28 protein-coding genes are annotated in these 22,396 nt (G+C 52.8%); 6 read left to right on the top strand and 22 right to left on the bottom strand.

Translation table 11 applies throughout. The annotated features are described in order from the left end of the window. Positions 1-83 precede the first annotated feature (83 nt). Positions 84-623 (bottom strand): TlpA disulfide reductase family protein, encoded by a 540-nt coding sequence (locus GGE09_RS21335; RefSeq protein WP_309748153.1) that lies wholly within the window; start codon positions 621-623, stop codon positions 84-86. Further along, entirely contained in the window at positions 620-1,900 is a 1,281-nt protein-coding gene (locus tag GGE09_RS21330; protein ID WP_309748152.1) for a sialidase family protein, read from the bottom strand. Before GGE09_RS21330 ends, GGE09_RS21335 begins: the two co-directional genes overlap by 4 nt. A gap of 151 nt (positions 1,901-2,051) precedes the next feature. Here GGE09_RS21330 and GGE09_RS21325 point away from each other — a divergent pair, with 151 nt between their 5' ends. Further along, positions 2,052-2,252 (top strand): heavy-metal-associated domain-containing protein, encoded by a 201-nt coding sequence (locus GGE09_RS21325; protein ID WP_188678686.1) that lies wholly within the window; start codon positions 2,052-2,054, stop codon positions 2,250-2,252. 74 nt (positions 2,253-2,326) lie between these two features. On the opposite strand, the gene GGE09_RS21320 is transcribed toward GGE09_RS21325, so the two are convergent. The 15 genes from GGE09_RS21320 to GGE09_RS21250 form a co-directional block, all read right to left on the bottom strand. Further along, positions 2,327-2,767: a cytochrome c gene (locus GGE09_RS21320; protein ID WP_309748151.1), complete on the bottom strand. Its 441-nt coding sequence runs from the start codon at positions 2,765-2,767 to the stop codon at positions 2,327-2,329. 34 nt (positions 2,768-2,801) lie between these two features. Further along, positions 2,802-4,040 carry an ABC transporter ATP-binding protein gene (locus tag GGE09_RS21315; RefSeq protein ID WP_309748150.1) on the bottom strand — a complete coding sequence of 413 codons (1,239 nt, stop codon included), beginning with the start codon at positions 4,038-4,040 and terminating at the stop codon, positions 2,802-2,804. A 9-nt stretch (positions 4,041-4,049) separates the two neighbouring features. Continuing rightward, a complete protein-coding gene (locus GGE09_RS21310) occupies positions 4,050-4,613 on the bottom strand; it encodes a plastocyanin/azurin family copper-binding protein (RefSeq protein WP_309748149.1) in 564 nt (187 codons plus the stop codon). Positions 4,614-4,700: 87 nt separating this feature from the next. Beyond that, positions 4,701-5,414 carry a copper-binding protein gene (locus GGE09_RS21305; protein WP_188678689.1) on the bottom strand — a complete coding sequence of 238 codons (714 nt, stop codon included), beginning with the start codon at positions 5,412-5,414 and terminating at the stop codon, positions 4,701-4,703. A 47-nt stretch (positions 5,415-5,461) separates the two neighbouring features. Then, complete coding sequence (locus GGE09_RS21300) at positions 5,462-6,820, bottom strand: multicopper oxidase family protein (protein ID WP_188678691.1); 1,359 nt, start codon at positions 6,818-6,820, stop codon at positions 5,462-5,464. Between the two features lie 11 nt (positions 6,821-6,831). Beyond that, positions 6,832-8,292 carry a TolC family protein gene (locus GGE09_RS21295; RefSeq protein ID WP_188678694.1) on the bottom strand — a complete coding sequence of 487 codons (1,461 nt, stop codon included), beginning with the start codon at positions 8,290-8,292 and terminating at the stop codon, positions 6,832-6,834. After that, the gene (locus GGE09_RS21290) at positions 8,292-8,513 is read right to left on the bottom strand and encodes a hypothetical protein (RefSeq protein ID WP_188678696.1); all 222 of its coding nucleotides are present in this window, start codon (positions 8,511-8,513) and stop codon (positions 8,292-8,294) included. The genes GGE09_RS21295 and GGE09_RS21290 overlap by 1 nt, the downstream gene beginning before the upstream one ends. 76 nt (positions 8,514-8,589) lie before the next feature. After that, positions 8,590-8,985 carry a hypothetical protein gene (locus GGE09_RS21285; protein WP_309748148.1) on the bottom strand — a complete coding sequence of 132 codons (396 nt, stop codon included), beginning with the start codon at positions 8,983-8,985 and terminating at the stop codon, positions 8,590-8,592. Positions 8,986-9,094: 109 nt separating this feature from the next. Continuing rightward, entirely contained in the window at positions 9,095-9,859 is a 765-nt protein-coding gene (locus GGE09_RS21280) for a glutaredoxin family protein (protein WP_188678700.1), read from the bottom strand. Positions 9,860-9,870: 11 nt separating this feature from the next. Then, on the bottom strand, positions 9,871-10,347 hold the full coding sequence (locus tag GGE09_RS21275; RefSeq protein ID WP_309748147.1) for a DUF305 domain-containing protein: 477 nt from the start codon (positions 10,345-10,347) through the stop codon (positions 9,871-9,873). A gap of 63 nt (positions 10,348-10,410) precedes the next feature. After that, positions 10,411-10,806: a Cu(I)-responsive transcriptional regulator gene (gene cueR / locus GGE09_RS21270; RefSeq protein WP_188678704.1), complete on the bottom strand. Its 396-nt coding sequence runs from the start codon at positions 10,804-10,806 to the stop codon at positions 10,411-10,413. 10 nt (positions 10,807-10,816) lie between these two features. Continuing rightward, complete coding sequence (locus GGE09_RS21265) at positions 10,817-13,330, bottom strand: heavy metal translocating P-type ATPase (protein WP_309748146.1); 2,514 nt, start codon at positions 13,328-13,330, stop codon at positions 10,817-10,819. Positions 13,331-13,426: 96 nt separating this feature from the next. Continuing rightward, complete coding sequence (locus GGE09_RS21260) at positions 13,427-14,161, bottom strand: DsbA family protein (protein WP_309748145.1); 735 nt, start codon at positions 14,159-14,161, stop codon at positions 13,427-13,429. Positions 14,162-14,273: 112 nt separating this feature from the next. After that, positions 14,274-14,849 (bottom strand): L,D-transpeptidase, encoded by a 576-nt coding sequence (locus GGE09_RS21255; RefSeq protein WP_309748144.1) that lies wholly within the window; start codon positions 14,847-14,849, stop codon positions 14,274-14,276. A gap of 76 nt (positions 14,850-14,925) precedes the next feature. Beyond that, on the bottom strand, positions 14,926-15,516 hold the full coding sequence (locus tag GGE09_RS21250; protein WP_309748178.1) for a L,D-transpeptidase: 591 nt from the start codon (positions 15,514-15,516) through the stop codon (positions 14,926-14,928). Positions 15,517-15,850: 334 nt separating this feature from the next. On the opposite strand from GGE09_RS21250, the gene GGE09_RS21245 reads away from it, so the two are divergent. Next, the gene (locus tag GGE09_RS21245) at positions 15,851-16,141 is read left to right on the top strand and encodes a hypothetical protein (RefSeq protein ID WP_188678708.1); all 291 of its coding nucleotides are present in this window, start codon (positions 15,851-15,853) and stop codon (positions 16,139-16,141) included. Positions 16,142-16,196: 55 nt separating this feature from the next. Here GGE09_RS21245 and GGE09_RS21240 read toward each other — a convergent pair whose 3' ends face one another. The 5 genes from GGE09_RS21240 to GGE09_RS21220 form a co-directional block, all read right to left on the bottom strand. Then, positions 16,197-16,862, bottom strand: coding sequence for a L,D-transpeptidase (locus GGE09_RS21240; RefSeq protein WP_188678709.1), 666 nt, complete (start codon positions 16,860-16,862; stop codon positions 16,197-16,199). Positions 16,863-17,046: 184 nt separating this feature from the next. Beyond that, positions 17,047-17,604, bottom strand: a complete 558-nt coding sequence (locus GGE09_RS21235) for a methyltransferase (protein WP_309748143.1) — start codon at positions 17,602-17,604, stop codon at positions 17,047-17,049. Further along, on the bottom strand, positions 17,597-18,502 hold the full coding sequence (locus GGE09_RS21230; RefSeq protein WP_309748142.1) for a cation diffusion facilitator family transporter: 906 nt from the start codon (positions 18,500-18,502) through the stop codon (positions 17,597-17,599). The genes GGE09_RS21235 and GGE09_RS21230 overlap by 8 nt, the downstream gene beginning before the upstream one ends. Before the next feature lie 206 nt (positions 18,503-18,708). Further along, complete coding sequence (locus tag GGE09_RS21225; RefSeq protein ID WP_309748141.1) at positions 18,709-19,494, bottom strand: transglutaminase family protein; 786 nt, start codon at positions 19,492-19,494, stop codon at positions 18,709-18,711. A gap of 83 nt (positions 19,495-19,577) precedes the next feature. Beyond that, positions 19,578-20,006 carry a helix-turn-helix domain-containing protein gene (locus GGE09_RS21220; RefSeq protein WP_188678717.1) on the bottom strand — a complete coding sequence of 143 codons (429 nt, stop codon included), beginning with the start codon at positions 20,004-20,006 and terminating at the stop codon, positions 19,578-19,580. 177 nt (positions 20,007-20,183) lie between these two features. On the opposite strand from GGE09_RS21220, the gene GGE09_RS21215 reads away from it, so the two are divergent. From GGE09_RS21215 to GGE09_RS21200, 4 genes are read left to right on the top strand one after another with little or no spacing between them, the layout of a single operon-like run. Continuing rightward, positions 20,184-20,792, top strand: coding sequence for an SCO family protein (locus GGE09_RS21215; RefSeq protein ID WP_188678719.1), 609 nt, complete (start codon positions 20,184-20,186; stop codon positions 20,790-20,792). A gap of 2 nt (positions 20,793-20,794) precedes the next feature. Next, the gene (locus GGE09_RS21210; RefSeq protein ID WP_188678773.1) at positions 20,795-21,232 is read left to right on the top strand and encodes a disulfide bond formation protein B; all 438 of its coding nucleotides are present in this window, start codon (positions 20,795-20,797) and stop codon (positions 21,230-21,232) included. Beyond that, positions 21,229-21,891 (top strand): thioredoxin domain-containing protein, encoded by a 663-nt coding sequence (locus GGE09_RS21205; protein ID WP_188678721.1) that lies wholly within the window; start codon positions 21,229-21,231, stop codon positions 21,889-21,891. Before GGE09_RS21210 ends, GGE09_RS21205 begins: the two co-directional genes overlap by 4 nt. A 23-nt stretch (positions 21,892-21,914) precedes the next feature. Next, on the top strand, positions 21,915-22,394 hold the full coding sequence (locus tag GGE09_RS21200; protein ID WP_309748140.1) for a copper chaperone PCu(A)C: 480 nt from the start codon (positions 21,915-21,917) through the stop codon (positions 22,392-22,394). Positions 22,395-22,396: the final 2 nt, after the last annotated feature.

Below are 22,396 nucleotides of genomic sequence, written 5' to 3'. Positions count from 1 at the left end.
CACATTGATCAGCGGGATGAGACACAGGCTAGAAGCAGTTGTATGCATTCTAAAACTAGGAGTTTCGTTAGGCCATTATACAATCAATCGTCGCTAGAAATCTGCTGAGAAAAGAATGTAAGCGCAGAAGAGCTGTCCCAGTCAGCCGGCCCAGGTTTTCGCCCTATTTCGCGTCCCTGAGTATCTATCAGTAGAGTTGTCGGCATTGCAAAAATCCCAAGCTTGCGCATGGCTGATCCGGTTTCGTCTATGAATATGCTGTCCACATTGAGGCCAAGTTCTTGATAAAGGCGGAGCACGCTGGCGCGTTTTCCGGCATCGGTCGAAAGGGCAACGACCTGGAATTGCTGTCCCCCGAGTTTTTGCTGCAAACCCTGCAAGTCGGGGAGTTCCTTGCGACATGGCGGACACCACGTTGCCCAGACGTTCAGGAGAAGGTATTTTCCTTCGAAATCCTCAAGCGTAAACTGCTGCCCTTCCAAATCTTCAAACGCGATTTCTGGGATTTCTTTAGGTGTCGGATGAATGCCGAAAACGAACCTTTTTCCCTCTGCGAATGTCGTACCCGGCAAGATTGCAAGCAACATCACGAAGGGAAGAAACCGCTTTATGAATTGTTTCATTTCAACTCCTCCGTTCGTGCCAACACCGTGCGTATTGTCGTCCCGCCTCTGGGTTGGGTCACGGATGGGTTTGTGGGTTCTGTCCAGGCGATGAACACGCCCCCATTGCCAAGTGTCATTCTGGGGAAACCGACTGTTCTCCCGCTTGGGCTGATCGCCACGACTTCGGGGCGTACGCAACCTTCTTGCGGTTTGACGGCACAGATCAGAATTGCTTCACCCTGCGCTGTTTGTTTGACCCAAGTCACCAGCGCAGAGCCATCTTTCAATTGTATGACGTCGACCCTACCGGACGGTGCACTGGTGTCGATTTCCAGCGCTTTCGCAAAGGTTATGCCATCATCGCTTGAAAACGCGACTTTGACCTTGGGAAAATCATTTGCCGCGGTGAACCACGCCACAGCAGCGTTGCCATCAACCGTATCAATCGCGGGGCCGTTCACGGGGCAGCCTTCGATGTTCCACCCGTCTACGCTGACTGGCTGCGGGGTGGACCATCCCTGCGATGTTTCGCGCACGATTGATATGTCCCGTATCTCTTCGAGCGACCGGTCCCTGTAGACGACAAGAAGTTCGTTATCGCCGGTTACCGCAGCGGAAGTCTGACAACATGTACAGGTACGCGCGTCGAGCAATAGATCCTCTCCCATGGAGCTATCGGCCGAAAATTTGCGCATGCGCAATTGCATGGCGTTATCTGCAACATCTTGTGACGCGTAGGTGTCATAGCTCTGCCCATCCAACCAGATCACCGAAAAACCACCGCCTTCGTTTGGCAGCAGTGTCGCGAAACCGTGCTGGCGTTGTGAACGGTCGTCGTGAGGAATGATTGGTGTTGACCAAGTCACACCTTCGTCCTGTGAGAAGGCGATATTGATATCGTAGAAATAGTCATCATCACCATTGGCGCGTAGCCAATGCACAACAAGCGAGCCATCTTCCAAAGCAATGGCAGATGGAAAATCCGCCCAATTCACGAACAGATCGTCTGCCTCAACAATTGTCTGCGCTGCCGACCACCCAGAGCCATCTGAAATAGCAACCTTCACAGCAAAGCCGCTTCCTTTGGGTTCGGTCCAACTCATTAACACACGACCGTCATACATTGTAGAGAGAGACGGCTCGCGCCCCCCTTGAGCGACCGGCGCGCGCAGTTCCTTGACAGACGTTAAGAGCCCTTCTGCGGCAAAAGCGCCTTGTGCGGGGAAGGCCAAAACCGCTACACCTATCAGTAGGCTGACAATTGGGCCATTTTTGAACATCGCTCTAAACTGCATTTGCATACCTCATTGACGTGTTGGAATCGTTGCATTTGATATAGTTCCCTGCAAACGATGTGCCTATTTGCACCCTTACGGTTCTTAAAATCATCTGTTGACCTTCCAGCGTAGAAACCTGCTAGAGAAAATTGGGATGAGAGGAGCAAACATGACAAAATTTTCCGTGCCACAGATGAGTTGTGGCCATTGCAAATCTTCGATCGAGAAAGCCGTTGCATCAGTGGATGCGGATGCTGTCGTCGACGTTGATTTGACAAGTCGAGAAGTCTCAGTACGAAGTTTCTCCAACACTGGGATGTTGATCGAAGCCATGAAGTCTGCAGGCTATGAAGCACATGTCCTGTCCTGATCGCGGGCGTTGCCGCTGAAACCAGCTGGCCCGAGAATATCTTGCGTTTAGTAAGAAGACGCGGTTGCATGACTTCAATTGATCCCATTTTCTCTTTGTAGTGCGCGCACATAGGCCACGATATTCAGAACGTCTGCCTGTGACACATTTTCAACGGCAGGCATGTTACCAAATTTCCAATGATGAGCGCGAACACCGTTTTTCGCGGCCAGCACAAAAGCCATATCACCGTGGTGGCCAGGTTCGTAGATTCTATGAACCAAAGGCGGGGCAATACCATCCCTGCCCTGTGCATTCTTACCGTGGCAGGTAGCACAAACGGCATCATAGGCGCGCTGCCCAATCTCTTCTTGGTTTGAGAACGAAGCGGGCACCTGGACAGTGACAATCGCACCGTCCGCCAGAGTCACGGTTCCGCGTTTTTGGGTGTCTACGTTGGGGCTTGCTGATAACGTCAAATACCATACCGCTGCAGCCAGCGCGACCAGTGCAAAGAATATTGCTCCCCGCCTCATTTTTGTCCCTCCTTCGAAAACGGGTCATTATGTTTCATGCGCGTACCATTGTCAGTGACGGTTCTCGAACCTTAACCACTCTTATGGGTCGTGGGTTTTTCGAGAAGAACAAAGTAATCTCGTGATACCGGATCCGGGTGTCTTCCAAGGTTTGATAGTAGCGAAAGAGTTCTTTCAAAGGCGCCGAGAAGTCTTTGTGTGCGGCCAACACAGCAACAAGCGCTCCAAGGCTGATCCGACCCTCAATCACGAAGTAGCCACCAAGAGAATAAAACAGAAACGGTGTGATCGCTGTCAGAAAGTTGTTGAGGGCTTTGATGAAAAATTTCAAACGAAAGATTTGCCGCCTGACGACCTCTAACTCCCGAAAATTCTTGCCGGCTTGCTCAAGTCCCGAATGACTGGATTGCCCGTCGCTTAGCTGATCGCTGAGTTGCTTGCCCAGCAGTCTGACTTCTTTGATCCTCTTGCGCGAAAGTATGTTGACGCGGCGTTGAAGTTTAGGGAGCAAGATCAATTGTATGGGCAGTACGGTTAGCGCTGCAGCACCCAACACCGGATCTTGCATGAACATAAACAGGAGGATGGTCAGCAACGTACCACCCTGCAAGATTGGCAATGTGATCACATCCGCGGCAAAACCTCCAACGGGTTCGACCTCTTGTGCAAGGATCGGGATGATTTCACTTTGTTTTTGCGCTTCCACATCATTGCGCCATTGCCGATAGATCAGCAGCCGGAAACGACGCAAAAATCGTTCAGCCACATAACCCTTAAAAACGTTCAGTACATATTTGTTCAACCCATTCAGGCTGATCGCCATCAGATAAAGGCCGGACAAGACCATCAGCAGCGTGACTTGATCAAAGCCATACCCGAAAAACTCAAGCGGGAAACGCTCTGCATTCAAGGCATTATTCACAATCTGTTTAGGCAGCTCCAATGTGACATAAAGGATCGGCATCGCAACCAGACTGAGCAAAATCATTAATACCTGTTGCTTTCGAGTGTACTGCAACACCGTCTTGAAAAGACTTGTATCCAGTCCACGAACTGTTTGTGGCTGTGGAACACAGACGTTTTTCTGGCTCAATCGACGAAGGATACCGGTTATGATCAAGTACACAACAACGCTGACAAGCATCGCAGGTACCACCACAAAGATTACATGGATGAAAGGGTGGATCCAGTCGGGGGCTGTTTCGTCATACTGATAGCCAACGAATGCAGTGAAATCGTGGAGCAGATCATGATATCTGTCTAGGAGAGTCACTCTAAACCTTCAATTCTCTCGCGTAGGAGCCAAGTGATCGTGAACCATGATCACACCCCACATTCCAGCTTCGCGATGGCCAGGGATCAGGCAAGCGAATTCCATGTTGGTGGCATCGGAAAACTGCCAAACAAGCTCTCCTACTTCACCGCTCCTGATTGATACAGAATTTGCATAATCATGTTCCATGTCTGGAAATTTCCGCATCCAGTGTTGGTGTTTTGCGATTTCGTCGAAGGAGCCCAACATGAACTCGTGATCAAGCGCTCCAGAATTGATTATGATAAACCGAACGACCGAGCCGCTCGCTATCTGGATCGCATCAGGTTCGAAGAGCATATATCCGCTCTGTGTTTCTTTGATATTCACCTTAATTATTCTATCGACTGGAACTCCGTCATTTGGTTTTCCCATAGGTTCATGTCCGGGCGTTTCGTAAGGCCGCTCGTGTGGCTGACCCTTCGGTGCGGCCTCAGCATTCCCAGCCCACGTAGGGAGAGCGACAGAAACAAAAGAAATGCATATCAAAGTCAGCAGCTTCATAATTTGCGTGATCCACTGGAATTTTAACATTTTGCTGCGCTCACCCTGTTGACCGCCGCTTGGATAAATTCGGGAGGTTAAGGGGCACTGAACCTATCAATGCCCCTCCATTCCGCGCTATTTTAGTTGAGTAACGGTCAGTTTCCCTTTGACTCGATCAGCGACAAACTCGATATTCTGACCTTCAGACAAACTGGCAATCATTGCTTCGTCAGCACGAAACACCATCGTCATCGCAGGCATGTCGAGGTTGACCAGTGGGCCATGAATGATGGTCACTTTTCCAGCCTTGGCGTCGACTTTCTTGATTTTGCCAGACGTGTATTCCACGTCAGCCTGCGCCATCTGCTCGCCGACAGCAACTTCGCGGTGCATGCCGGACTCGTAGTGGCCAGGGATCAGGCAAGCCGCTTCAAACGTACCGGCATTGGCAAAAGTCCACACCACTTCACCAGATGCGCCAGAATCAAGGCGAATGCGATTAGGATCGTCATGCTCCATGTCCATTTTTGCCATCTCGATCTTGTGCTCGGCATTGCGCTCCACAGTATCAAGGACAAACTCATGCTCTAGCTCGCCTTCGTTCTTGATCTTGAACAGAATGGTCTCACCTTGCTTGATATTCATCTCTTCGCTCTGGATCAGCATTTCGCCGTCATCGTTTTCGAGCAGAATGACATCGATTGTACGATCAACCTTTGCTGAATCGCCCGGCATACCGATCATCATTTCCGGTGCTTCGGATGTTTCTTTCTTGGCATGACCGGCATCTGCAAAAGCGCCTGTTGCGAATGCAAATGTGATAGCGGTACTCAGAAGTAGTTTTTTCATTTTTTCGTCCTGTTTTTAAGTTTGGTAAAGTTAAGACAGAGGGCCAGTTAGCCCTTCTGCGTTGGTTTAGGTGTCAGTAGTGTTTTTGGGCTTTTGTTGGAGGCAAATTCGGGAAGTTCGCCTGTCCATTCGTAAGCCATCTCACCCGGAGGATTTTCGTACCACCCGGGATCTTCGTAATCGTCCGCGTCGATGCCATCCCGCACCTTCACAACCGAAAACATGCCGCCCATCTCAATCGGTCCATACGGCCCCCATCCTGTCATCATCGGAATGGTGTTGTCTGGAAGTGGCATGGACATTTTGGCCATGTCCCCCATTCCAGACATGCCCATAGGCATGTATTCGGGCTGGAATTGCCGGATTTTCTGGGTGAGCGGTTTCTTGTTCACGCCGATGAACGTGGGCACATCATGCCCCATTGCGTTCATCGTGTGATGTGACTTGTGACAGTGGATAGCCCAATCCCCCAGATGTTCTGCCACAAACTCGTAAGCGCGCATCGCGCCTACCGGAATGTCGATGCTAACCTCGGGCCACTGCGCTTCAGGCGGCACCCAGCCACCATCGGTACAGGTGACCTTGAAGTCGTAGCCATGCATGTGGATGGGATGGTTTGTCATCGTCAGGTTGCCGACGCGAACGCGCACCTTGTCACCTTTGTTCACGACAAGCGGATCAATGTCGGGGAAGATCCGGCTGTTCCAGGTCCAAAGATTGAAATCCGTCATCGTCATGATGCGGGGTACATAGGTCCCCGGATCGATGTCGAAAGCATTCAGCATGATCAGGAAATCACGATCCACCGGCATGAATGTGGGATCCTTGGGGTGGACCACGAACATGCCCATCATCCCCATCGCCATCTGGGTCATTTCATCGCCGTGGGGGTGGTACATGAACGTTCCGGACTTCACCAAGTCGAATTCATAGACGAAGGTTTTGCCCGGCGGGATGCTTGGATGGCTCAACCCGGAGACCCCATCCATGCCTGAGGGGAGAATGAGCCCGTGCCAGTGCACCGTAGTGCCTTCCGGCAGCTTATTGGTGACGTAGATGCGCACCCGGTCGCCTTCGACAGCTTCTATCGTCGGGCCGGTGGATTGGCCGTTATAGCCCCACAAATGCGCGATCATGCCATCGGCCAGCTCGCGTTCGACCGGTTCGGCCACAAGGTGAAATTCCTTCACGCCGTTGTTCATCCGGTGTGGCAGGGTCCACCCGTTCAATGTGACCACAGGTGTGTAATCCGGGCCAGAACTGGGACGCGCGGTGATCGCCGTTGCCGCACTGTCCATCTGCGCGGCCTCGGGCAAACCCATGTTCAGGGTTTGACCCCAGGCTTTCGAAGAGACCAGCGTTGCACCTGCCGCGCCGGCTCCGAGTAATTGACGTCTGTTCAACATGTCAGTTCCTTTCAGTGTCCTGCGCCGCCACCGGCGGCAAGTGTCGCGCCTTCTCCACCAGCACCACCGCCATCGCCGCCGCCATAGATCGCAGCGGTCAGGTCAGCCTGAGCCATGTAGAATTCGCGTTTTGCATTTGCCGCTTCCAGCGATGCGCCAAGTTTCTCCCGCACATCTGTCAGCAGCTCGAAAGTGTTGGTGATCATGCCGTTGTAGGACAGCAGACCCTCTTCTTCGACGGTCGTGCGTAGCGGCACCAGAACGTCGCGATAGTGGCGGGCGATCTTATACGCGGCGTGATAGGAGGCTTCAGCACCACGCGCTTCGGACCGGACGTTGACGGCTCTTTCTGCCAGCACGTTGGCTGCTTGCAGGTACGACAATTCCGCCTTGCGCATCCGTGCCTTCCCGGTGTCGTAGATAGGGATTGCGAACTCCACCTCCACCTGAGGGGTGGTCACGGTCTCCGTTTCTCCGTCCTCAATTTCCCGCTCCGCTTCGAACCCGGCAATGAATTCGAGATCGCTGATAATGCGAGTCTGATCAGTCAGACCAAACGCCTTGGCCTGTGCTTCCAGGCCAAGTTTGGCAACGCGCAGATCAACCCGATTTCGCAATGCTTTCGCTTCGATGTCAGTCACACGGCCGACGGAACGCGGCAGCGCAGGAAGGGCATCGGGCACATAATAGTCGACTTCGGTGCCCCAAAGTCCCATGAGCCTGGTCAGCTGCTCTTTGGACCGGGTAGCATTCAAGCGTGCCTGGGCAAGTTGTCCGGCGAGTTCGGCATTGAATGCCTGTTCACGGGCCTGCCCGGCTGTGTTGAGCGCGCCGGTCTCGCCAAGCCTCATCGCCAATTCCGATCCGGCGTCAGAGGTCGCTTTCGCACGGCGCAGATAGCTCACGGCCTCGAAGGCGGCTACGGCATCGACCCATGCCTTCCGCGTCTGATTGGCCAGCGCGAGTGTGTCGTTCACCGCGTTGAGCTGTGCCTGCCGGAAGCTTGCGTCAGCAATGGCCACACGTTGTTTACGGGTGGTGGCATCGAGTACGTTCGACCGTATCAGTCCTTCGATCGCTCTGTAGGCACCCAGTTCGGGCGCACCGATGCCCAATACACCAATCGAAACGATCGGGTTTTCCGGGGTCGATTGCTGCCAGGCCTCAGCGGCGGATAGGCCGACATTCGCATAAGACGCCTGCAACCCCTTGTTGTTCAGAAGCGCAACCTGAACGGCGGTGTCCGCCGAAATGGTCTTGCGGTGCACCATTGCGTGCACCTGCTTCTTCAAGGCCTCGTTTTCGGCCTGGGTTTCGGCGAAGGCTGTCCGTTTGCCGATGGCTGGTGTGACCTGGCTGGAAATATTGGCGAAGCCAGCTTTTGGTTCCGTGTAGATGCCCGGCACTGCTGTAGCACAGGCACCCAAGATTAGCGGAAAGCCGAAAACCAGCGGAAATTTCGATACCCGCATCAGTTGCCCTCCGTCTGTTCTTGATTGACGGAACGCCAGTCGCGGGGACCTGTAGGGCCGCGATAGGTGTAGCCCGCCAAGGGGTCCTGATAGCTGATCGGTGACGAAACTGCCGCGTTGACGACGGCCTGTTGGGTCGCGACGGACGGCAAGGGGGTGGGCTCATAGGCGCATGCGCCAAGCCCGAGGGCCGAAGCCCCCACAAGTAGATGAATTTTCATGAAAGTAACCTGATTGGTGAACTTCGGACTTACGCACAGCCGTGCGTAAAACGAAGGCTCCGCTAAGAGCCGTAGATCAGATCAAGAACTGGGGAGGCCGTAGAAAACCCGATGAATCAATCGAGTTTGTTTGAGCATGAAGCATCAGATATTCTTCATTTGTCGCTTGGTCGGCCGAAAATACATCGGTGTCCGTGATCGCAACGGAGATGCAAATACCATTGCAACACTCGCTTGATGCCTGTGTCTCATCAGCCGTTTCGGTTGCAGCTACAGGCATGTCATGCAGTGTCATTGCACCGTGAGCCTGACTGTCGACTTTATGATCGGAGCTTTCAGTCGCAGCATGTTGACCACCGTGCATACCAGATGCAGCATGTGACGCGGAAGGAGCAGAAAACACCAGCGCAATGGCGAACGACAAACACGTCAGTGCCCTTATCCATGCTGAAATCGTATTTTTCACTTTCATTACACACCTTTGGGGCACCCTTTATCCCCTGTCAATCCATCCAGCGCTGGAAGGTTTCCAACTTTTTTGTGAGAGTGGCGTAGAACCGCTGACCTTACTGGCACTACGTTCAAGATGAGAACATCTTACCAAGCATCCAGAAACCCATCACGAACATCATTATGTTTTCTGTAAGCGATATGAATCCCAACGGGACGTTGCTGGCCCCACCTACGCATGCACATTTAAGCTCTCGCTTGTCGATATAGACCGCCTTTATAACCGACACCGCGCCGATGCAGCCTATGAAGATGGCAACAGGAGCCGATATCCACGTCAGCGCCCCTGCGGTCATCAAAATACCCGCGATCGCCTCACCGAATGGATAGACCTTGCCGTAAGGAACCCAGCGTTGCGCCAGCAGATCGTAATTCAAAAACATGGTCGAGAATTGTTCAACGTCCTGAAGTTTTTGGACAGCCAGCAAGCACATCGAAAGTGAGATAAACCATTCAAAAGCGCGCAGGGTAAAGACTGTATCAAAGCTGTACCAAGAAAGCGCAAGCGCAATCAGAAATGCCATCCCAAATATCGCGATGATGGGCTGGTAGGTTGTATCAGACTCTTCGTCATCGGGATCGTCCAATCCAAAATGGATGCGCAGTGCGTCATAGCCCCCTACCCGCTCACCATCAATGAAGGTCTGGGGCGTAGTGTCTACGCCATGTTTCTTCATGAACGCGTCAGTCTCGTCACGGGTGGTCAGATGATGGTCTTCGACATCGAAGCCATGACGCTGCAGCAAATCCTTTGATTTCAAACCGTAAGGACAGGTATGGTCGGTCATAACCATGCGATAGAGCTTTGCGATTTTGTCGGATTGATCCTGTGGCATAGCAGTTTCCTCTATTTTCCGTCGAGTTCCGGCGTTGCAGCAGGGCCGCCTTCCAAGTCCGCGATCAACGCTTTCATCTCTGCGATCTCAAGGCGCTGTGCTTCTATGATGCCATCCGCAAGCTCGCGCACGCGCGGGTCTGAAATATTGGCCCGTTCACTTGTCAAAATCGCAATTGAATGGTGAGGGATCATCGCCCGCATCCACGATGTATCATCCACAGTCGTCTGGCTACGCACAAGGAACACAGACACAGCAAAAACGACGGCACTGCCCAGGAATATCGCGATGTTTGCGCGACGATTTCTATACATACCCAGCATGAAGCCGAGCATGATCAAGGCCATTACCGCCCCCATATAAATCGCCATGTAACTGCGCGTTTCGCTAAAGAAAACGTGATCCAGCGCATAGGTGTTCAGGTACATCAAGCTAAACATCACCACTGTCGATGTGATGATCATTGCGAAAAAACGCCAGTAGGACATGCAAAGTCTCCGTAATTTTCATTTGTTATTGTGTTAACCAGATTCCAGCGCTGGAATGTTCCGTTATTGTTTTGAAATATTTTCTAGAGTCTGTAAAATAGGGCAATCTGGACGGTCATCCCCTGCGCATTCCTTCACAAGATGGGTGAGGGTCTTTCGGATATCCTGCAGGTCCGCAATCTTGCTTTCAATTTGTGTCAGATGTTCTTTTGCGATTGCCTGGACATCCGCGCTTGCCCGATCCTTATCGTCCCAGAGTGCCAAGAGATTGCGGCAGTCTTCTATCGTGAACCCCAATGCGCGGGCGCGACTCAAAAAGGCGAGCTTGTGCATGTCGCTGCCGCGAAAACTGCGATACCCGTTGGGATCACGCAATGGGGTCACCAGACCGATATCCTCATAATAACGGATGGTTTTTGGCGGCAACCCCGCACGCTTGGATACGTCTCCGATATTCATGTTGAGATCCCTATTCTGCGGGTGCTGAAACAAGTTTACGATTTTGGCGGGCGTTTGCGGCGGACTCAGAAAGTTCAGGCGCAACCCAACGCAAGCGGAGTGCATTTGACAGCACGAACACGCTGGACAGGGCCATGGCCCCCGCCGCAAGTGCGGGTGACAGCATCAAGCCAGCGACCGGATAGAAAACGCCGGCCGCAACCGGGATCAGCAATGCGTTATATCCAAAGGCCCAAAACAGGTTTTGGCGAATATTGCGCATGGTCCGTTGGCTGACGTGCAAAGCGTTCACCACACCCTTCAAATCGCCAGACAGCAACACGACATCTGCCGATTCTATCGCAACATCAGTTCCCGTGCCGATCGCAATGCCAACATCTGCGCGGGCAAGTGCCGGGGCATCGTTGATACCGTCACCAACAAAGGCAACCTTGCTCCCATCGGTTTGCAGCCTTTCGATCGCTGCGACTTTGCCCTCTGGCAACACTTCCGCGACCACCTCGTCGATGCCCAGTTTTGCTGCAATTGCCTGCGCTGTGGCTTCGTTGTCGCCCGTTATCATCGCAACCTTAAGTCCCAGATCATGCAGCGCGCCGATTGCCTCAGCTGTGCTGGCCTTGATCGGGTCGGACACAGCAATGACCGCAGCAAGCTGCCCGTCAATAGCCGCGAAAAGGGGTGTTTTACCCTCCTGCCCAAGGGTTTCGCCAACACTTTTAACAGCGTCCAAATCGATCCCTTCACGGGACATCAGCCGATCGGCACCGACAAAAACTTTGCGGCCCTCAATAACCGCACTGACGCCAAATCCAGTGATTGAGCTAAAATCGTCAATTGATGCGAGTGCCAGACCGTTCTGCTTTGCATGTCGGACAATGGCCGCAGCAATCGGATGCTCCGACATAGCCTCGACAGAGGCGACAAGGCGCAGCACATCGGCCTCCTCGAACCCTTTGGTGATCGTCAGATCCGTTAACTCCGGATGACCCTCGGTCAATGTTCCGGTCTTGTCTAAAGCAACGGTCGTTACATCGTTTAACGTTTGAAGCGCGTCACCGCGCCGAAACAGCACACCCAATTCGGCGGCGCGGCCGGTTCCGACCATGATCGACGTCGGCGTGGCCAAACCCATTGCGCAGGGACAGGCAATGATCAGAACCGCCACTGCCGCCACTAATGCAAAACTGAGCGCGGGGTCGGGCCCGACCAATAACCATGTCAGAAATGTCAGCGCCGCGACGCCCATCACAGCAGGCACAAACCAAAGTGTGATCCGGTTCACGAGGTCTTGGATGGGAAGTTTTGCCCCCTGTGCCTCTTCGACCATGCGAATGATTTGGGCCAGCATGGTATCGCCGCCCACCTTTGTCGCACGAAACATAAGCGCACCGGAACCGTTGATCGTGCCGCCGACAACCTCGGCGTCCGCCAATTTTTCTACGGGGATTGGTTCTCCGGTGATCATGCTTTCATCGACATAAGACGCACCTTTGACGACGACCCCATCGACGGCAATCTTTTCACCTGGACGCGCTTGGATAAGGTCATCTACAACGATATCGTCCACAGGCAATTCGACCAATTGCCCGTCCCGTTCCACCTGCGCTGTCTTGGCCCGCAGACCCACCAGTTTGCGGATCGCCTGACCTGTGCGCCCTTTCGCGCGTGCCTCGAGAAAACGACCCAGCAGGATAAGCGTCACAATCACTGCGGCCGCCTCAAAATAGACGACACGCGTGCCATCCGGCAAAAGCGACGGGGCAAAAAGCGCGACTGTGGAAAACCCCCAAGCTGCAGAAGATCCTAGGGCTACAAGCGAATTCATGTCAGGCGCGCCTTTAAAGAGCGCCGGAAAACCCTTGAGATAGAATTGTCGCCCCGGCCAAGCCAGAACAACGGTGGTCAGAACAAATTGTATGCCCCAGTTGACGCCCATCCCCAGTGAATTCATGATCCAGCTGTGAAGAGCCGGGATCAAGTGGCTCCCCATTTCGAGGATAAAGACCGGCAAGGTGAATACTGCAGCAACCAGTGTCATCCGGCGCAGATGGGCCGCTTCTTCCACTTTGTGATCGTTTGTCGCGTCTGTCGCTCCGGGATCGGTGACCAATGTCGCTGGATAGCCCGCAGCGCTCGCAGTTTCGGCAATGTCCGCAGACGATACAGCAGCGCCCAAAACACGCACTGCCGCTTCTTCCTTTGCGAGATTAACCGTAACAGAAACGACGCCAGGAATCGCAGATAGCGAACGCTCGACCCGCCCCACGCACGACGCGCAAGACATGTTTTCGATGCTGAAACGATAGGCCTTCAGTTCTGCAGGATAGCCCGCCGCGTCCAGCGCGGTGATCACGTTTTGAGCATCAAACGTGCCATCGGCGGTTATTGTGGCCGTTTCAGACGCCAGATTTACATGCGCCTGAGAGACGCCCGATACCGCGCTCAATGCTTTTTCCACACGGCCGACACAGGACGCACAACTCATCTCTTTTATGCCGAACGTGAGTGACTTTTCGCTTTCCATAGTGAGACCTCTTGCTCCGGATAACTTTAGAGATAGAGGTTCCAGCAGGTGGAAGGTCAAGGCTTATAAGGTTTGGTTTCGCAATATTCGCCCAATTCACTCGGGGACGAGGACTGCTATCTTTTCAAGTAGGGCGCCGCGCTCGATAACACCGGGGATTATTTCGTCACCCAATACGAACGTCGGCGTTCCAGTTATACCCAAGGCTTCTGCCAAACGCAGAGAGGCAGCAATGTGTTCGTTCACGAGGTCTGATTGCATGTCTGTTTTCAAAACTTCGAGATCGAGCCCCACATCGCCTGCAATTTTCATAACGCTTGCTTCAACGGCTTGCCCGTTCAATGCCATCATTGCCTCGTGAAACTGCTGATATTTACCTTGGTTTCTCGCGGCAAGTGACGCGCGCGCCGCAACTTCGGAACCGGGCCCTAGGATCGGGAATTCACGATAAATAATGCGGACATCCTTGCTTGCCTCCAGTACCGCTTTGACCTCTGGTGCAGCGCGGCGACAATACCCGCAGTTATAGTCAAAGAACTCGACAAGTGTGACGCTGCCATCCAAGTTCCCGAAGATCGGGGCATTCTGTTCGAAATCATCGCGCAACTCAGACAGGGCGTCAGTCTGCGCTTCGGCGAGCGCCACATTTTCACGTTCCTGAAGGATTGAAAGCGCTTCGATCAGAATTTCGGGTTTTTCCAAGATCGCTTCAAGTGCGAGACGCTTGATATCTGCTTCATTGAGTTCTTGTGCGGCCACAGTAGTAACAGGAAATGCTGCTAATACTGTTGCAAGAACAATTTTCGACAGGCCGCGTCGCGCTAATAACATCTTGAATCCTTCCTAGGATTGGGGGGTATCCGGGGGTGATTGAGTTATCTTCCCCAGAAAATCTTCTGCTGAAAAGCTATCAAAAACACGCTGATCTCGCCAAGGCAGTATTCTAAGTTGCGGGATACAGGATCACACGCGTGTCCAGCGGGACTTTATCATAAAATTGGACAATCTGATCGTTCACCAATCTGGCGCACCCGTTTGAGACTGCACGGCCGATAGTACTTGGGTCATTTGTGCCATGCACACGCAAAAAGGTATCGCCGCGACCCGGTTGAAAGAGGTAGAGGGCGCGCGCACCTAGAGGGTTGCTCAAACCGCCAGGCATTCCATTCCGTAACGGCCCATATTTCTGAGGCTCACGACGCAACATGCCCGGGGTCGGTGTCCAGCTGGGCCATTCCTTCTTTGCCCCAACATAGAATTCGCCTGCCTCATAAAGACCTGGGCGACCGATCCCGACGGTGTACCGAATTGCAGTGTTATCCGGTTGGGTCCAGAACAGGGCAAACTGGCTTGGTACAACATGAATTTCGTAGGGAGCAGCGCCCGCTGGAATGCTTACTAATTGAGGCAAGTACTCCGGCGGCAAATCATACTTTGGAAGCACTTCATGAGCTGAAACCGGTTGACTGCCCAAAACGCCGACAGCCCCGGCGGCAAGGAGAAATTTTCTTCGCTTCATGAGGCTATGGCTTTCGGATAGTGGACGTAGAATGAGCCCTGGTACACGAGCTCAGACTTTAACAAGTCATGCGGAATCAAAACAGTTTCACTTGTGTTCCTACTTCGGCCAAAGCGAACAATTCTTTGATATGTTCGTTGTAAAGACCGATGCATCCGTTCGACGATTGGCGGCCAATCTTCCGCGTGTCCCCCGTTCCGTGGACGCGATAATATTGCCATGAAAGGTAGAGCGCATGCGTGCCCAAGGGGTTGTCTGGACCGGGTGGAAAATAATCCGGCCAATCAGGGTTGCGGATTTTCATCGAAGGGGTGGGACGCCAGCTCGGCCCTTCCACTTTCTTGATAACGCTGGTGTATCCGCGTTTTGTCAGTTCTTCAGACTCTGGAACGCTGGATGGATAGAGCTTATAAACGCTTTCATCCTCTGACCAATATTGCACCGCCCGGGAATCGATGTCGCACAGGATTGCTCCGTTATTTAGGTTGTCAAAATGATCCCTCCAATTTGAGACAGCGAAGGACGAAATTTTGCGGCGCACTGGTGGTGAAGCAAGTGGTGCTGTGGTTTGCGCGGTTGCAACGCCCGTTCCTAGGAACACCCCACTTGCGGCCGCACCGAGCAGTGCTCCACGACGTGAAATAGATGAGTCTTTGACTAGCTTCATGATGAATCCTTCGCTCTTGCCTGTTTTCGTTGGTTTACAACCTTCACCCACTGGAGCTTCAAACAACTTGTAATCACAAAAGCGTGAGGGGAATGATGGGGGGGGGCGCAGGTCAGCCAATCACATTTGTCTTATGCCCCATTATCTTGGAGGTTACACAAGCACGTCCGTGGCTATAGGATGCAGTGGTCAAAGCTTATAGTGAGATCATTCGCGCTATGATGGCTTGCATAGGTTGATCTGGTCCTAAATGAGCTGTTCAATGATGAAAGAGGGAATGCAGCTTTCGCTCGCGTTTCCAAGGAACACTACGACATCAAAAGGAACGGTAAGAATGAAATTTAGCACGAGTGGTCTTGGTTTTGCGATACTGGCGCTTGGAGGGTGCGCTGATTTTGACGGCCAAGCAGGCACCTCAACCGACGGATTCATCAAAGAATTGCCAGAAGGTGTTCTTGAAATAGCCGCGCCGTTCCAAGATTTGAACGCCGTTCGGATTGAGCCGACAGACGGATGCTTCGTTTATCGTTATGTCGGTCCCGTTGAGACAACCTATTTGCCGTTGAGATCGAAAAGGGGCAACCCAATTTGTACCAGGCCGCAAGGGGTGCCCGCGACTGGTTGATACAGGCGCAGGCATGAATTATCTCGATAATATTAGGTGCAGACCGGCTGCATGCTTAGCTCTGTGCGGTGATTCTATCTTCAGGCGGATACAAGAACGCTGTCGATCCAGTGGATACCTGATCATAAAGCCCATTGATGTGAGCCATAACCATACGCACACATCCTGAACTTGCGCGTCCTCCAATCGATTTTGGACTGGGTGTGCCGTGGATGCGCAAATACGTATCGCGATTGCCAACAAAAAGGTAAAGCGCCCGGGAACCAAGCGGATTGGTAGGCCCTCCATCTACCCCGTCGGCGACAGGACCGTAAACTGACGGTTCCCGCTCGATCATCGCAGGTGTAGGCGTCCACGTTGGCCACTGGGTTTTTCGCCGGATCAAATATGTGCCTGGCTCGTATAGATTGCCCTTAGCAATCGCAACGCCATATCTCATCGCTGTTCCGTCGTTGCGGATATGATAGATATAGCGTGCGACGGCATCGACATGGATGTCACCCGGCGTAAGGCCGTCGTTTGCCTGCACGAGCTGAGGAAGAAAACGTGGGTGAAAGCCCCACGGATTGGACGTAGAAGGATCATAGTTTGCTGGCGTTACTTGTGCATCCCAAGCCGACCACTTCGATCTATCAGATGTTGGAGCGGCCAATGCTGCCTGCGGTATAGGCGTCGAGAACAATGCGGTGGTTGAAAGGACAAAGTGGCGTCTGGTTAACATAACAATGTAACCTCCTAGTTAGTGTAATGGGAAAACATATGTCAGTGACCGGATGTAATTCCAAGTGGAACCAATCACATGTTCGTGCAAAGGCTATGGTCGCAACGTCCTGTTTCCTGTTTAAAGTTCCTTGGAGATGCGCCCAAAGGGTCCAATGCACCACCTGCCCCACTTGCGTTGTTCATTAGAAGAACCTTCTGGTCGCCCTCAGATATTCTGCATAGGCGTCACCGTATTTTTCCAACAACCAAGGCTCTTCCGAAAAGGGTGCCAGAGCAAGCGCCACAATGCCTGTGATGATCACCGGCCAAGACATAATCGAAGCAAAAAGGATTCCAATCCCAACAAGGATCGCGATATCTGCCAGATATTGAGGGTTTCGGGAATATCTATAAAGGCCAGTGGTTCGCAGAGATCCTTTTGCTCCGCTCGTCGCCGCGAAGCCAAGATGAAGTACGCCAGCCCACACCACGACATTCCCAAAAATGAGCAGGACCAGCCCCAATCCCCACCGCAAGAATGCAGGGACATCCAAAATGCCCCATTCGACAAAGCCTATGAAAATTGCTGAGCCGAAGCCGATACAAGTGAGAGTCCAAACCGCGATCCGATGCATCGCTGTCGACTGTTCGGGCGGCCAAACACGCTGTTTTGGTCGGTAAATTGACCATGCCAAACCAAGAATCAATAAACTGTTGGCAAGGCACCCAAGTATTGCTGCAAGCACTGTGAACTCATTCATGGCCATACCGTGTGGCCTCTTCGTGCTTGTCGCATGATCGCTCGAATTCCAGTGTCGAATGAGAAATGCCGAACTCCTCTTCCAGGCGGGCTTTGATTTTCTTCTTCAGAGTCTCCAGATCGTCCCAGCGTGCGTCCTCGATCACCACATGAGTGTCGAGCGCCGCTTGATGTTCCTGCATTTGCCAGAAATGCGCGTGATGCAGTTCTTCGACGCCGTCGATGTCCTCAATGGCCGCAATCACAGCGTCGATGTCCACATCCGGTGGACTGCCGAGCATAAGTGTCCGAATAGGTCCGCCGATTTCGGTAAAGGCGAGCCAAAGTATATATGCAGCGATACCTATGGTAATTGCCGGATCAACCCAACGGATATCGTAGAGCAGGATCAGAACGCCGCCGACGATAACTGCGACGGATGCCAAAGCATCACTGAGGTTGTGCAAGAACAACGCACGGATGTTCACGCTCCCCTTTTGCATGGAATACGTGAGCATCGCGGTGAGCGTGTCGACCGCTAAAGCGACGCAACCAAGAATTACGACTGTCCAGCCCTCGATCTGCGGTGGATCCGCGAAGCGCATTGCACCCTCGTAGACAAGATACATCCCAATGATAATCAGCGACGTGTAGTTGATCAGCGCTGCAACGATTTCGATCCTGCCATAGCCAAAGGTCATCTTTGCATCTGCCGGGCGGCGGGCGATTTTGCGCGCGCCAAAGGCGATGACGAGTGAGGCCATATCCGAGAAGTTATGTATGGCATCGGCGATCAACGCGAGGCTTCCCGAAAGAATTCCGCCAACGATTTGAGCAACGGTCAGCAGACCGTTCGCCCAAATGGCGACTCCAACGCGACGGTCTCCCGACTGCGGGTCTATTCCGTGATCATGAGGCATTCAGTGCCCTTCTCTCAATATTCAGGACCATCCCATTGCCCCTCCCTTCGAAGACAAACTTAGGCGCCTAACAAAAAGGTCGCTGGTCATGGCCAGAAGCCCCTCGGTCGCGAGTAAAATTGCGGAAACAATTGTTAACGGAACAGCGATGATGACATGAAACATTGGAATTGCAGTTATTACCCGCAAATGGAGCCAACTAGCGGTCATGACGATCCAACCCCGCCTTCACGAACAAACTGTACAGAATTGGTTTCAGCTATCGGGATCACTGGAACAACCCCACTGCGTATTCGTCGCACGCGGGCATTCATCCAGTGACGGATCAGATATCGATAAAGCAGCCCACGAAGACCTCCAAAGGATTGTTGATGCTGCGCATAAAAGTCGTCTGGCGTGTCGAACAGACCAAGATCGGCGTTAATGCCGGTTTTTTGGATGAAGGTATCTGTTCCGCTCCATTCGATGGATGGTGAAGAAAGGCGGTCTGTTCCGACCCCATAGCCACACAGACTGTCGTTATCGCGAACAAATCTGTCCTGAAGAGCAGACAAGACCGCGTCGTCCAAAATAAAGCCTTCCAGATTGATCCAACGCCCTCGATGCAAGATTTCCACCCAGCTATGAAGGATGCTCTCAGGCGCAATCGGATAGATGAGTTCTGGTACGATCCCACGCTGCAAGGATTTATGGATTGTGAAGCCGTGCAATCGACAAGGGATGTCGACCGCACGCAACAAAGCCATCAATAGCGTGGCCTTGGTGTTGCATTGACCATATCCGTCACGCAGTACCGCTGAGGCTGGCATGTCGTCTGCAGCATTGTAGCCAAAAATGATTTCGTTGCGCACGTAGTCGTAGGCAGCACCAATCCGGTGGAATTCGTCCAAAGACAACCATCCGCGCTCACGGATCAGATTTGCGATGGCGTCCCCATCGAAATCGAGTAATGGCGAAACGCCCAGATGGGTCTTGTTGTCTTCATTCTTCATAGCTCTATCCGACGCATCGTTTGCGATATTCGAAAGATAGGAGCTACAGTGCCTAGAGGTTCAAGAACTTTCTTCCATTCTTATCACGCTCCGATTTCATCATGATTAGTTAGACATTCAGAGTGATCTCGCAGCACTTCAAGAACCTTGCATTCGGCAACGCTTTCGCCATCACACTCGGCAACCATCCGTTTCAACTCCTTCTTGAGGGCCTGAAGGCGTTTGATCCGCTGCTCGACCTGGCGAAGTTGTCGCCGCGCGATAGAATCCGCCTCTGCACAGGATTGAGACGGGTTGTCCGACAGGTCCAGAAGTTCGCGGATTGAGTCGAGCGAAAAACCAAGTTGACGCGAGTGTCGAATAAAGGCGAGGCGATCGAGATCTTTTTCATAATATCGCCGTTGCCCACCTGACGTCCGTCCGGCCTCGTTCATCAATCCAATCTGTTCGTAGTAGCGGATTGTTTGAACTTTGGTTCCAGTCTTCCGCGAGAGTGTACCAATTGCCAGCATGTGCATTCCTTTATCTAAAGTCACTGTAGCTTATCAAAGTTCTAACTCGCTTGAAAAGCCAAAGGTTTCACAAAGTCGTGACATAATATCCTACCAAGCATCTTTTTGCTTGAACCTCTATCAGCTGTAGCTTGTATCCCCCCCAAGAGGTGACTTGTTTTAAGGGCGAAACTGGCAATGACAAATGTGCGGATAATTCTCTGGTCCATAGTTGCGGTGGCGATCGCCATTGTTGGTGGTTTTTGGATATCAGAGCGTGGCCAGCTACCGGTTGCAGCCACTCGCCTGCCTGCAGCGGAGACTGTTTTGGCTGATTTTGAATTGACCGATCACAATGGCATGGTGCAAACCGACGAAGATTTCCGTGGGCGATGGATGCTCGTCTTCTTTGGGTTCACCAACTGTCCGGACGTCTGCCCCATGGGCCTGGCAACAATCGCTCAGGTAATGGACGATCTGGGCGCAGAAGGTGAAGCAGTACAGCCCCTTTTCATCACAGTTGACCCGGAACGGGACACGCCCAGTGTTCTGGCCAACTATATCCCACAATTTGGCCCCAGCATCCTCGGGCTAAGCGGCCCGCAGGAACAGACCCAACAAACTGCCAAAGCTTTCAAAGTCTATTATCAGCGCAATGAGGATGAATCTGCACCCGATGGATACACCATGGGCCATACTTCATCTTTTCTTTTGTTCGATCCGCAAGGCGAATTTGTTCGAATATACGAGTACGATTTGGATCCTTCTCAGATCGCCTCTGACCTTCAACAAAGGATTGGATCGTGACAATGGCTTCCGATCCATCAACGCCAGACAGTCGGTCAGTAACGTTCCTGTTCGCGGCTTGGTTTCTCGCCTTGGCCGCTTCACTTTCCGTTCTGTTCATCGGTGAGGTATTGGGCCAGACCCCGTGTCATCTTTGTTGGTTGCAGCGCGCCTTCATGTTCCCACTCGCCGTCATCCTTGGTATTGCGGCATGGCGTTCCGATCTGTCCATCTGGCGATATGCGGTGCCGCTCGCCGTTATAGGCGGTGCTATCGCGCTCTATCATTGGCTGCTATATGCTGGGGTCTTGCCCGAGCCGATTACGCCCTGCACCGCCTCCGGACCATCTTGCACGGATGACGCAATGCTGATCCTTGGCCTGCCAATTCCCGCTCTCTCCTTTTTGACCTTCGGGGTAATATCTGCCCTGCTCCTCCAACTTCGACGGATTGCCTCATGACACGCAAAACCCTTGTTCTCGTAACCCTGACCGCTGTACTGGCGCTTTTCGCCATCGGTGCCTGGTTTGTCTCTCGTCCTAACGTGACCCCGACTGCGACAGCCGCTCCTATTGAGCAGCAAGACCAACTCGTTCGCGCTTACTCGCCTGTTTTGGGCCGCAAAGACGCTCCGGTGACGATTGTAGAATTTTTTGACCCAGCCTGCGAGGCGTGCCGCGCGTTTCACCCGATTGTGAAACAGATACTGGCGGATAATCCCGATGATGTCCGCGTGGTGTTGCGGTACACGCCATTCCACGGGGAAGGGTCTGAGCTGGCAATCAAAATCTTGGAAGCAGCAAGATTACAGGATGTCTTCATGCCCGTGCTTGAAGCGCTGCTGGAAAATCAACCGACTTGGGCATCTCATGGTGCGCCAGCCGCAGAACAGATTATCCAGATCGCGGCGACAGCAGGTTTGGACGTAAATGCCGCCGCGACCCAGATCAAATCCCCAAGTATCGTCGGTATCCTCAATCAGGATCGGGCCGATGTTAAGGCAGTTGGGATCGAGGGCACCCCGACCTTTTTCGTCAACGGAAAGCGATTGACCGACTTCGGTCCAGATCAACTGATCGCGCTTGTACAGGCAGAAGTCCAAGCTACTGCAAACAACTAACATCAGATTGGATAACCCTGACAGTGAGACATATTACAAATACCTTGCGCTGCCTGTCCTTCGGTCTACTGATGGGACTTTCCACAGTTTCTGCAGCGCAAGAAAACGCAGGCGATATCAAGATCGTTGTTGAACAGCCATGGGCGCGTGCCAGCATTGGAACTTCACGCCCCGGTGGCGCGTATCTGGCGCTTCGGAACGAAGGAGATGTACCAGTTTACTTGGTAGGATTGCGGGCCGATATCTCGGCGATGGCTTCCATCCATGAAACCCAGACGAACGACGAAGGTGTCAGCCGCATGGTGCCTGCAGGTGACATTGAAATCCCAGTTGGAGGAACGCTGGCACTCGAACCGGGTAGCTATCATATCATGTTGATGAAATTGCAGTCGCCACTCGTGGAAGGCGAGACTTTCCCGATGACCCTACTCTTTTCGGATGGGTTGGAGATTGAAGTTGTAGTGCCTGTCCTGCGTATCGGCGCACGCGGCCCTGAAGGCTGACG

Source organism: Roseobacter sp. N2S, from assembly GCF_031454055.1.
GTDB lineage: Bacteria > Pseudomonadota > Alphaproteobacteria > Rhodobacterales > Rhodobacteraceae > Amylibacter.
The sequence above is the reverse complement of the archived record's forward strand: the minus strand, read 5'-3'. Positions and strand labels throughout refer to the sequence as shown.